7 protein-coding genes and 1 pseudogene are annotated in these 12,520 nt (G+C 42.0%); 5 read left to right on the top strand and 3 right to left on the bottom strand.

Translation table 11 applies throughout. The annotated features are described in order from the left end of the window. Positions 1 to 21 precede the first annotated feature (21 nt). From cimA to ABF638_RS02065, 4 genes and pseudogenes are all read left to right on the top strand, one after another. Positions 22 to 1,710: a citramalate synthase gene (cimA, locus tag ABF638_RS02080; protein ID WP_435019826.1), complete on the top strand. Its 1,689-nt coding sequence runs from the start codon at positions 22 to 24 to the stop codon at positions 1,708 to 1,710. Between the two features lie 292 nt (positions 1,711 to 2,002). Next, positions 2,003 to 2,200 (top strand): annotated as a pseudogene (locus ABF638_RS02075) (transposase); the annotation flags it as partial. 15 nt (positions 2,201 to 2,215) lie between these two features. Beyond that, positions 2,216 to 3,133, top strand: coding sequence for a bile acid:sodium symporter family protein (locus ABF638_RS02070; protein ID WP_435019824.1), 918 nt, complete (start codon positions 2,216 to 2,218; stop codon positions 3,131 to 3,133). A 37-nt stretch (positions 3,134 to 3,170) separates the two neighbouring features. Beyond that, on the top strand, positions 3,171 to 5,525 hold the full coding sequence (locus ABF638_RS02065; RefSeq protein WP_435019822.1) for an arylsulfatase: 2,355 nt from the start codon (positions 3,171 to 3,173) through the stop codon (positions 5,523 to 5,525). Positions 5,526 to 5,875: 350 nt separating this feature from the next. Here the strand turns inward: ABF638_RS02065 and ABF638_RS02060 are convergent, their stop codons facing one another. The 3 genes from ABF638_RS02060 to ABF638_RS02050 all read right to left on the bottom strand — a co-directional run bounded on the left by ABF638_RS02060 (position 5,876) and on the right by ABF638_RS02050 (position 10,164). Next, positions 5,876 to 6,127: a hypothetical protein gene (locus ABF638_RS02060; RefSeq protein ID WP_435019820.1), complete on the bottom strand. Its 252-nt coding sequence runs from the start codon at positions 6,125 to 6,127 to the stop codon at positions 5,876 to 5,878. A gap of 39 nt (positions 6,128 to 6,166) precedes the next feature. Continuing rightward, positions 6,167 to 9,097, bottom strand: a complete 2,931-nt coding sequence (locus ABF638_RS02055; RefSeq protein WP_435019818.1) for a tetratricopeptide repeat protein — start codon at positions 9,095 to 9,097, stop codon at positions 6,167 to 6,169. Between the two features lie 833 nt (positions 9,098 to 9,930). Beyond that, a complete protein-coding gene (locus tag ABF638_RS02050) occupies positions 9,931 to 10,164 on the bottom strand; it encodes a hypothetical protein (RefSeq protein WP_069071020.1) in 234 nt (77 codons plus the stop codon). Between the two features lie 161 nt (positions 10,165 to 10,325). Here ABF638_RS02050 and ABF638_RS02045 point away from each other — a divergent pair, with 161 nt between their 5' ends. Next, positions 10,326 to 12,482 carry an NAD(P)/FAD-dependent oxidoreductase gene (locus tag ABF638_RS02045; RefSeq protein WP_435019816.1) on the top strand — a complete coding sequence of 719 codons (2,157 nt, stop codon included), beginning with the start codon at positions 10,326 to 10,328 and terminating at the stop codon, positions 12,480 to 12,482. Positions 12,483 to 12,520: the final 38 nt, after the last annotated feature.

Genomic DNA, 12,520 nt, shown 5'->3' with positions numbered 1-12,520 from the left:
TGTCTCGTCGGTCCCAGTTTTATGACCACAAATTCCTCACCTCAACTTTGGCTCTATGACACTACACTACGGGATGGCACTCAGCGCGAGGGGCTATCGGTATCGATAGAAGATAAGTTACGCATTGCCCGTAGACTTGATCAACTGGGAATTCCCTTCATTGAAGGCGGTTGGCCTGGTGCCAATCCTAAGGATGTACAATTTTTCTGGCAACTTCAAGAAGATCCGCTCAAACAAGCTGAAATTGTTGCTTTTTGTTCGACTCGACGCCCCAATTCTACTGCCGCCACCGAACCGATGCTACAGGATATTTTGGCTGCGGGAACTCGCTGGGTAACGATTTTTGGTAAGTCTTGGGATTTACATGTCACAACAGGCCTCAAGACGACATTAGAAGAAAATTTGGCGATGATTCGCGACACTATTGAGTACCTCCGTTCTCAAGGTCGTCGTATTATCTACGATGCCGAACATTGGTTTGATGGCTACAAGCACAATCGAGATTATGCTTTACAGACATTAGAGGCTGCGATCGCATCTGGTGCTGAATGGCTAGTTCTTTGTGATACCAATGGTGGCACTTTACCCCACGAAATTACCCAAATTGTTCAAGATGTCATTAGTCATTTGTCATTAGTCATTTGTCAAGAACCAATGACGAAGGACATAGACGCGCCAGCGGCTTCCCGCAGGGTAGGACAAAGGACAATTCCTCAAATTGGAATTCATACTCATAACGATTCGGAAATGGCGGTTGCTAACGCAATAGCTGCCGTGATGGCAGGGGCAAAGATGGTACAGGGCACAATTAATGGTTACGGTGAACGTTGCGGCAATGCTAACCTCTGTTCGTTAATTCCCAATTTACAACTGAAGGCGGGTTACAGTTGTATCACAGAAGACCAGCTCACACAACTTACAGAAGCTAGTCGTTTTGTGAGTGAGGTCGTCAACCTCGCGCCAGATGAACATGCTCCCTTTGTGGGACGTTCGGCTTTTGCCCACAAGGGCGGTATTCATGTATCAGCTGTGGAACGTAATCCCCTAACTTACGAACACATTCAACCGGAACAAGTCGGAAATCGTCGCCGCATCGTGATTTCTGAACAGTCTGGACTCAGTAATGTTTTAGCCAAAGCCCGCAGTTTTGGCATTGAACTGGATCAGCAAAAGGCAGAGGCTAGGGAAATTCTCCAGCGCCTCAAAGATTTGGAGAGTGAAGGATTTCAATTTGAAGCAGCCGAGGCTAGTTTTGTGCTGTTGATGCACGAAGCTTTGGGAGATCGCCAGAAGTTTTTTGAAGTCAAAGGTTTCCAAGTCCACTGTGACTTGATTGAAGGGAAAGAAACTAGCAATGCCCTAGCTACTGTCAAAGTCGCCGTTGAAGGGAAAAATATTTTGGAGGCGGCGGAAGGTAACGGCCCCGTGGCAGCTTTGGATGCGGCTTTACGTAAGGCTTTGGTGAATTTTTATCCCCAAATTGCAACCTTTGATTTGACAGATTACAAAGTACGGATTCTCAACGGACATACGGGCACTGCGGCAAAAACTCGTGTGTTGGTAGAATCGGGTAATGGTCGTCAACGCTGGACGACGGTAGGGGTTTCTACCAATATTTTGGCGGCTTCCTATCAAGCTGTGGTGGAGGGCTTGGAATATGGTTTGTTATTACACTCCCAAGCGGAAGCGGCGGTGAAAGCTTCTAGTTGACAAAAGGGACGTGTAGTGTAATAAAAGTTTGCGTTTTTGGATGAGAAGGGGAAGCGATCGCCAATGTGCGATCGCTTTCTCCGATTATTTATCAACAATTGGGTAATCATCAGCCAGATAATTTAACCACCTAGTACCGCAAGGCGGAATTAAAAATTAAAAATTAAAAATTAAAAATGAATACAGCATAAGAGTTTCGTTGATTTGGAATGATTGGTTTATTTCTGCCTTGTGGTACTAGCCACCATTTACAAATGCTTTGGGGTTAATCTTTTACACTAGCTGTTATCTTATTTCTCTGCAAGTCCCTAATGCTAGTTTTCATCAACCTCAAGATATTGCTAGATTAGTTATCCAAGTACTTCATAACTTTCAACTAAAGTTTTTACCCGCATATAATTCGGATTACAACATCATTAAATTAGTCTGATTTTTGTGTAAAGAATGCATTGCTTATCGTCTATTAAAATTAGTAGATGAGTTGAAATATTGACTAGATAAACTATTGAATCAGGGTGAGTTGACCACACCCAATATCAGCCATTTTAAAGGTATGCATCATCCTTTACTATTGATTCTCGTTAAAGTCACTATTTTTTCTCTGATGTTAGCCATAGGGAGCAACCTCTCTTTTGAAAAGATGCTTTCCTTCTGGCGAAAACCTGCCTTAGTATTCCGTGTGCTTCTAGCCGTTATTGTGCTAGTTCCTCTAGTGGTTATTTTCTTGCTGAAACTGTTTAACTTACCATCAGAAGTAATGATAGGGTTGGCTTTGTTAGCAGCTTCACCAGGTGCGCCTCTAAGCACAAAGCGATCGCAAACGGCTGGAGGCAGGTTATGCTACGCAGCGAGTCTTCAGGTAACCCTGGCAATACTTGCGGTTTTTGTTACTCCCCTCACTTTGGAGATTTTTGCCACTTTATTTAAAAATATTTCGCAAAAGGTGGCAATTTCAGAAGTTGCCCAGCAAGTCATTTTGGTACAGTTATTGCCTGTCAGCCTCGGTCTTTTGATTCAAAAGTTCGCTCCTACATTTGCCGAAAAGATTGCCCAACATTTAACTTTTATTGCTAATGGTGTTTTTTCGGTATTGGTCGTTTTAGCTTGCATCTTAGGGCTTCCGCTGTTTTTCCAAGTTGGGGAATTACCACTCGTTGCGATCTCGATTATGGTGATTGCTTCTTTAGGAATTGGACACGCTTTAGGCAGACTTGATGATGATACGCGGGCTATCTTGGCAATTTTCTGTATTGCTCGCAATTTTGGTTTAGCTTTATTTATCGCTATTTTGAATCATATACAGCAGCAGGTGATTCCAACGCTGGTAGCTTATGTAATTTTGGGAGCTTTTGTAGGTGTTCCTTACTCAATCTGGAATAAGCGCAGATTAGCCGGATTGAGTAGGGAAATTAACTCGTTATAGTCAGCCACCCGTCAACCTAGATAAGGAGTTTAGGTTTATGTCTCTACGTGAATACAAATCCGGAAATACTTTCCCTGGTGTGATAGGACGGACAGTTGATAAATCCAGTCCTGCTTGGCCAGAACCTTTGCGAGCCAAAGAAGGCACACCAAACGTGCTATTTATTGTCTTCGATGATACGGGCTTTGGGCAATTTGGGAGTTACGGAAGTCCGATCAAAACACCCAACCTAGACACATTAGCCGCCAATGGCTTGCGCTACAACAATTTACACACGACAGCGTTGTGTTCACCCACCCGTTCTTGTCTGCTGACTGGGCGCAATCACCATTCCAACGCCATGTCCTGCATTACAGAAGGTTCTACCGGTTATCCCGGTGGTAACGGGAATATTCCCTTTGAAAATGGGTTTCTCTCGGAGATATTACTACAGAAGGGTTATAACACCTATGCGATCGGGAAATGGCATTTAACACCCTCACACCAGCTTTCTGCCGCCGGCCCCTATGATCGCTGGCCTCTTGGTCGCGGTTTTGAACGTTTTTATGGTTTTCTGGGAGGAGAAACCCACCAGTATTATCCCGAATTGGTTTATGATAACCACACCGTCAAGCCAGAAAAGACCCCCGCAGAAGGCTACCATTTAACTGAAGACTTAGCAGATAAAGCAATTAGCTTCATCGCTGATGCCAAGCAGGTTGCCCCCGATAAGCCCTTCTTCATGTATTTCTGTCCTGGGGCGATGCACGCCCCTCATCATGTGCCGAAAGAATGGGCTGATGCCTACGCCGGACAGTTTGATGATGGTTGGGAAGCTTACAGGGAAAAGGTTTTTGCCCGTCAGCAGGAAATGGGTATCGTCCCCGCCGATGCCGAACTCTCCCGCCATGATCCCGATGTCTCTCACTGGGATACTCTCTCAGCAGCAGAAAAACGGCTTTATGCCCGTATGATGGAAGTCTTTGCTGGCTTTTTAACCCATACTGACTACCACATTGGTCGCTTACTCGACTTCCTCAAATCTATCGGCGAGTTCGACAATACTGTAATTATGGTCATCTCGGACAATGGGGCAAGTTCGGAAGGTGGGCCCACTGGTTCGGTTAATGAGAACCTCTTTTTTAACAATGTGCCAGAATCCCTAGAGGAAAATCTCAAGGCACTCGACAAGCTAGGCAGTCCAGAAACCTTCAACCATTATGCGTGGGGCTGGACTTGGGCAGGTAATACGCCTTTTCGTCGTTGGAAACGGGAAACCTATCGGGGTGGAATCAGCGATCCTTTGATCGTCCATTGGACTAAAGGCATTGAGGCAAAAGGCGAAATCCGTACTCAGTATGCCCATGCCATTGACCTAGTGCCGACGGTGCTTGACCTACTAGAAATTGAACCACCCACAACTATCAAGGGTGTTACTCAATCCCCCCTTGAAGGTGTAAGCTTCGCCCATACTTTTAATCATACTGACGCACCCACTAAGCATCTTACCCAGTATTTCGAGATGATGGGACATCGCTCTCTTTACTATGATGGCTGGCGGGCGGTTTGTCCTTGGCCTGGGCCATCATTTACAGAAGCAGGGCAGTTTTTTGGTGCGTCAATCTCAGCCCAAACCCTTACAGACTTGGATACCCATCATTGGGAACTGTATCATGTCGCTAAGGATTTTGCGGAAAATCACAACATTGCTGCTGACAACCGCCCTAAGCTAATTGAGATGATTGCTACTTGGTATGTAGAGGCGGGTAAATATAATGTGTTGCCTGTGGATGGACGTGGCACGCAACGATTGGCAGAAGAACGTCCTCAGATTGCTGTCAATCGTACCCGCTATATTTACTATCCCGATACTCAGGCGATTCCAGCCAATAGTGCCGTTAGAGTGTTAAATCGTCCCCATAGTATTACGGCTGATGTCGAAATTCCCATCGGTGGTGCAGAAGGAGTATTACTTGCTCACGGGGGTAATGATAGTGGCTACTCCTTTTATATCAAAAATGGTAAACTTCACTGGGTTCATAACTATGTAGCGCGATCGCTCTATCATGTAGAGTCTGTAGAGTCAGTCCCGGAGGGTCGCCATCAGTTGCGCTTTGAGTTCAAAGTAACGGGTCAGCCGGATTTAGCGAAGGGGAAAGGATCGCCGGGTCGCGCCCAACTTTATATCGACGGGAAATTAGTCGGACAAGCTGATATCCCTGTAACTACTCCCTTAGCACTAGGTCTAACCAGTGGCGTGACCTGTGGGATAGCCCCTGGTGCGCCTGTAACACCCGATTATGAACCGCCCTTCAAGTTTACAGGCAAGATTTATCGTGCGATCGTTGATGTTAGTGGAGATTTGATTCAAGACACAGAAGCCGAGATGCGTACTGTTATGGCACGACAGTAGGTGGATGCCGTCGCAATACGGTTCGGTTAAAGGGGAAAGGTTTTAAATACAGCTACCGCTTACCCTTTAACCTTTTCCCAGACCACAAGGAAAGTGAAGAGTGCTTATCTGAACCGTATTGAATGCCGTCGCTGTCTTATTGGCATTTATATACCATCTCTGTACTGCTTGTGTCCGAGAATGGCTCAAAAAAATCCCTTTTGACAAATCAATTCTTTCTTTAGGGCACGAGTAAAACTAAGTCACCCTGGTAATGGGGCGACTTAATTTCACTCAATGCCAAAAAAAGTACAAATATTTACATAAAAAATGCAGATTTTTTAATAGCAATCAACTGCAAAAACTGAACTTCATTTTTTTGCGTTGCTCCCTTCTAGATCGCGCCAATTAGCAACCCATCTCTTAACTCCAACAGGCTCTCCACCTCCTGTAGAAATATCTCCGCCAAAATAAACCCCGTATGGCATCTTTACCGAGGATCGTTTGCTGTCACAACTTTCACGAGGAAGATTATAGATATTAATTCCCATGCTTATTGATGGATCTGTTTCGCTTATATCTTCTTTTTGGGCACTATTGGGAGAATACATTGTGATGTTCATGACTACAAATCTTCGCTTTTCATTACAAATTGAATATACTTAAATGACTCCATCCTTTGGAAGTCCCTTTAGAAAATCAGAAACTTCTACTTTGAGTTGGTTAATCTCTACGAGATAGCTATATCTAGAAGATTCCAAAGATGTCATTTCACTTACTATTCTATCAGATTCTAAGGCCTTCTCTCTTGCTTTGTCTATATTGTTAGTAATATAATATGCTACTGCTAAATTGAAGAAGGTTTCGGGTCTTTTATCTTCTAGCTCAATTGCTTTTTCATAGTTTTTTATGGATTCTTCATAATCCTGTTTGGCATCTGTATTATCCGCAGTCATTCCTGTGTTCTTAAATTGCCCCCATTGGAAATAAACTTCAGCTAGATTTGCGTAGATTATGTAATCTTTAGCTCCTTGCTCAATTGCTTTTTTGTAGTACTTAATAGCTTTGTCGTATTTCCCTTCAAATATCTTGAGATATCCATAGTGAATATAAGTGATAGTAAGCTCTGGAGACAGTTCAATTGCTCTATCAAAATCACGACTAGCTTGCTTGGCATATTCCGAGGAATAATTTAACTTTTGCACTTTCGCTTCCTTACTCAATTCTACATAAGCAAACCCCCGTCGCGCATAGTGTAGTGCGGGATTTTCATCGCTAAGAGCAATAGCTTGACTAATTTTTTCAACTGCCTTTTGATAATGCCCTGTGTTAAGTAAGACTAATCCCCAAGTTGCCCATAGTGCAGCAGGGCGATAGCCTAATAAATACGCCCGTTCCAGGTCAAAAGCTGCTTCTATAAAATTCTTTTCTGATGTTCCTAGAGTGTTTCTAATTGTTCCTCGATTGTAGTAAGCAGTAGCAAGACTATCATTATGCTGTAAAGCTATTTCAAGATTTTCCAAGGCTGTAATGAAGTTACCTTGTTCCATGTAAGCTACTGCACGATTATTAAATGCGTCTGCATTATAAGGCACTATTCTGATAGCAAATGTGTTGTCAGAAATAGCTTTTTCATAGTAATTTTGAGCGTTGGTATAATGAAATAGGATTTCGTTTTGCAATTTTGTGATTTCATTGGTTGCATTGACAGGTATATCTTCATTTGGCTTCTGTTTTACCAGAACATCTTTCTCTTTCTGTTTTTTCAGGGCATCTTTCAAGTTTCCCTGATCTCTTTCTTGATTTCCCAGAGCAATGTATATCAAACTCCGTCCGATATAAGCCCCAACTTGAAGGTCAATTTTTAAAGAGCGTTCATAAGCCTCTAGAGCATTCTCTAATTTATTGAGCAAATAATATCGTATTCCCAATTGCACCCATCCCTCAGCGGTTGAACGAGTCGGGCGGCTAAATTGCAATTGAGCATAAATTCTACTAACTTGATTTTCAATTACCTCTCTTTGCTGCGAAGTTAAGCTTTCTCCATAACTACCTCTGGTAAAATCAACAACTTCGCCACCGAAATCTATAGAGCGTATTATTTCCTTTGCCCCTCGCTTTGCTTGCTCACGCGTAATATTTTCAAGATTCTTGTAATACTCCTCTATCCGCACATAATTAGGATAATTTGAGTAATCACAAAGACGCTCTAATTCTGTTAAGTTAAATCCTAATGCAACTAAAAGTTTGCTGTAATCCTCTTGAAGCGAAATTTTATTAGGCGTTGTTTTAACGTGAGAACTAATTTCATTTAAAATATCTAATAGTTTGTATTTCTCATCTGTTAGATTTTGTTTAGTTTCATTAGGGATCTCTTGACTATAATTATTTCTACCTTCTCGTTTTACTTCAGCTTCGTATACTTTTAATTTTATTTGGTTGAGTAGAGTATATAACTCGTGATATGTTGTAATTTGAAACGCAATAAATTGTTCAGTTCTTGTTCCTGCTTTCATATGTAAGATGGCTTGATCAATCCAATTTATTACTTGCATAGTATCAAATTGGGTAGTTAAAAGCAGTTTGGAAATATCAGCAGTCGCTAAACTTTGAGCATCATCAATTCCCAATTCTTCTAATCGCGCTTGATGCCATTCATTGATACCTAAAATTTTCCTTAAAGGAAGCTCATTATATTGATAAAGTGTTGGATCTCGAAAAGCGCGTTTACCAACAAGAACAATCCAGCGTAAACCTTGTTCTGGGAAAAATCCAATCAGAAAAGCTAATATCTGCCACGGAAGAAGTTTTTCTGCATAATCATTTTTCCGATTGATATTTGATTTATCTTTATCAGGTATCTGTTGTTCAGAAGATGGATTTTGTTGTACGATGCTACTATCAGATACCTTCGCAGCGCTTGAAATAGGAGATAATGATTCCTGGGGCATTTCTGATATCAGATATCCTTGTTCAATTAATAACCCTATTCCAAATGCTATTGCTCCAGAAACTAGAATACGTAGGACGATAGTGGCATAAACTTGAGGTTGTAGGTCAAATGTATTGTAACGACGTATTACAAGCCGAATTCCAAACAAATAAGCTCCTAAGAAAGAATAAAAAATTATTCCTAATTGAGTACTAGTAAGTAAATTTTTAATTGGATTATCTGGTTCTACTTTACTGATATAATAAACTGTCAAAACAAGTGTTGATATTGAAGTAAGTAGAAGTATAAAACTTCCAAACTGAATTGGATCGTAAACTGTTTTATATAGCTGATCAAAATTATTATATTCATCTTCAGTAACCAAGCCTAATAGCTTTAAATCATTTTTAATACGTTCAGCTTGAGTTCGTTCTCTTCTATAAAAAAGATAAGCAAAATATGAAGCAGGAAATATTCCTACTGTTGCTATGATCACAACTAAAAAGCTTATATAAAAGCCACTATTATTAATATCTAAAATATTCTTATTGGTCAGAGAAAAGATTATTGCAAGGCTCAAGCCAATAGCGTAAAGTGTTGTCAAAAAAACAACTCCGCTATTGTATGCAAAAGTAATAGAGAAAAGTGATAGCTTTTGCATCTTTTTAAAAAAACTGTATATCTTTTTAGGTCGGGAGTTATTTCGTCGAAACTGTGAGTCTGGCATAAATATTATATAGGAATCCGATTTTATTCCTGAACTTACTTGTATAGGGAGGGAACTCTGAACAGCCAAGAAGTAAATAGATATGTACTGAGTTTTTTCAAAAAAAAAATAGGATTTATATGTTGGATTGCAATACGTGATTACGTATTATTTAATACTAGTTATTGCGTAATAGTATATTGAATTTTTTAAACATTAATATATTACACAAGATGAATTGATAAGATTTCGGAAAAGAGCTTCCCGAATTTCGTAGGTGATTAGGCATGGGTTTTTAGACCACAAAAAAGCCTCAAGTATGGTAATTATTTATTATTAAGTAAAAAATAAAACTTGCCTTAATAAGCATTTTCCGAAGCTTATCTAAGGAAATCTCGCTTGGGTGAGGTACAAGAACACCACCCCAACCCCCTCCCCGCAGGCAATGAGGGGATTATTATATAGCTCATGTGATTAGGAAACGCTATAAGCTGAAATGGTTTAGCTAAAATTCTTTTTCAAGCAATCTAACTCAATTTAAAAAGGTAAAAGTAATTACTTTTACCTTTCGCCTTTTTCCTGATTAGTGCCCGGTGCTGATATGGTTAATTTAGTGGCTGCTGTGCCATAAATGCAAAAATAGTAAACCTATTGCCAATTCCATGCTGGCAATTATTGTTACTTTATATCTAAAATGCGTAGGCGCAGCCCGCCGCAGGCATCGCTAACATTTAGGTACAGACCTAGAAATCTAATGCTGCGACAAAAACTTTATCATATACAAGGTTTTAGGAGAAATTTTCCCAGGATTGAGCAACTAATTGGCTCAACCAGCGACGTTGTTGCTGATCCAGCAGTGAATCATCTGCTAGCAACTGAGCGGTTAATTCTTCCAAAGATTGACCTTGAGCGCGGACAATTTTAATAACTCCAGCGATCGCACTAGCAACTAGTTCTTCATCAATCGGCTGTTGTCGTAGGTCAATAATTTCTTGGGGACTGTCTGGAATGGGATAATTCATGGCGTGGGTTTACAGAAATACAAAATGAACAATAAATTTGACAAACTCTTAAAATTTCTTCACTGAATCTTTACGAAGCTAGTTAGGGCGGAGTTTACCTTACTTTGTGCCTTAATAAAATCTGTCTTAGTGAGTAGATTGATCGGAAATGTCAGGAAAAGATGAGAGAAATCCTTTATTTAGAAATTCCAACTCCGGATATAGCAACTGTGCGTAACTGGTTACAAACAGATTTTGAACCCGGTAATGGAGAAAAAGTGCTTACCTCGGAAGGCTTTCGCCTCAAAATACCCAGTGCTACTACAACTGCTGGAGTGGCTCTTTCCGAAAACTTGCCTGCGGAACTTTCGGTATTTGTCTGGTCGGTGCAACGAACTACCTATCTAAAAGTGTTTCGTTGGGCAGAACAAACCTTTCCCTGTGAGGGACAAATCCTGCAACGCCTGACCAAGGAAATCAGAAGCCGTTTTCCGCATCATTACCCAGAACCGCCAGCAATTGATTTATCCCAGCAATCGATTTTTGCCGCACTAGGCTCTGCTTACCCCCTCACCGTCAAGTATTTTCAGAAAATGCCCAACGGTGAATATGATCTAACGCGTGCCTACTGGTGGGAACAACGATGGCGCGAAGGGGTACGGAATCCGCAGCAACCGCGTCAGGTGGTGTTTTCCCACTCAGGAACAAGAGCAGGGGGAGCAGGGGGAGATGAGGGAGCAGGGGGAGATGGAAAAATAATATCCCCCTCATCCTCCTCATCCCCTACTTACGACATCATCTACATCGGTGGCGCACTAGGCGCAATCCATGCAGCACTGATGGCAAAATTGGGATATAAAGTCCTGCTGGTGGAACGGATGCCCTTTGGGCGAATGAACCGAGAATGGAATATTTCCCGCGATGAGATTCAAAGCTTGGTTAATCTGGGTTTAGTCACCCCCGCTGAGTTAGAAACCATCATTGCCAGAGAATACAAAGACGGATTCAATAAGTTTTTTGATGCTAATAATCCAGCCAAACTGCGATCGCCCGTCCTCCACACACCCACAGTCCTAAATTTAGGTTTAGATTCCGAAAAATGGCTCCAAATGTGTGGGCAAAAACTGCAAGCGGCAGGCGGTGAAATTTGGGATGAAACAGAGTTTATCCGTGCAGATATTGATATATCACAAGTAGTTTTGCAAGTCAAGCACTTGCCCAGTCAGATTGAGAAGCAAGTAAGTGGACGACTGCTGATAGATGCAATGGGAACTGCGTCCCCCATCGCTTGGCAATTAAATGGTGGTCGTGCTTTTGATAGTGTCTGTCCAACAGTGGGAGCGGCAATTGAGAGCGGATTTGAGCCGGGAGTATGGGATTCGCAATATGGGGACGTTCTTTACAGTCATGGAGACATTTCGCGGGGAAGGCAGTTGATTTGGGAATTGTTTCCCGCAGCAGATGATGAACTGACGATTTATTTATTTCATTACCACGAAGTCAATGCTGAAAATCCCGGTTCCTTGCTAGAGATGTACGAAGACTTTTTCACAATTTTGCCAGAGTATCGCAGGTGCGATATGGACAAATTGGTGTGGAAGAAGCCGACATTTGGGTATATACCGGGGCATTTTAGTCTGGGAAGTCGCGATCGCACAGTTGCCTTTGATCGATTGATTGCGATCGGTGATGCCGCATCACTCCAGTCTCCCCTCGTCTTCACCGGTTTTGGTTCCCTAGTTCGCAACTTAGAGCGCTTAACAATGCTGTTGGATACTGCTCTCAAACATGACTTGTTGAGTTTCCGCCACTTGAACCAAATACGCGCCTACCAAAGCAACGTTTCAGTGACTTGGTTATTTTCCAAAGGGATGATGGTACCCACAGGGAAATTTTTACCACCCCAGCGAATTAACTCCATGCTCAACACCTTTTTTGGGCTGTTAGCAGATGAACCGCCAGAGGTGGCAGATAACTTCATCAAAGATCGGTGTGATTGGTTAACCTTTAACCGCCTCGCACTGAAAGCAGCTAGGAAAAATCCTGCCTTGCTTTTATGGATTTGGGAACTTGCTGGCCCAAGAGATTTGCTGAGATGGCTTGGTAGTTATTTCAACTTTGGTCGTCATGCCCTAATTAGCGCTTTGCTGAGTCCGTGGTTTGGGCGCTTCTTGAATCGGGTAGGTTTTTGGCTAGAACCCCGGAATCCCGGCTTATGGCTGTGGCTATTGGCGATTAACTATGCGATCGCCACAGGCAAACCGCGATCGCGCAGTCAGGTAGTAAAATCCAACCCAGAAGCCATAATTCCGAAGTCAGAAGTAAGAATTAGTCATTAGTCATTAATCACTAATCACTTTATTACTCCCAACTCTTG

This window comes from Nostoc sp. CALU 1950 (genome assembly GCF_051172895.1).
Lineage (GTDB): Bacteria > Cyanobacteriota > Cyanobacteriia > Cyanobacteriales > Nostocaceae > Nostoc > Nostoc edaphicum_A.
The sequence above is the reverse complement of the archived record's forward strand: the minus strand, read 5'-3'. Positions and strand labels throughout refer to the sequence as shown.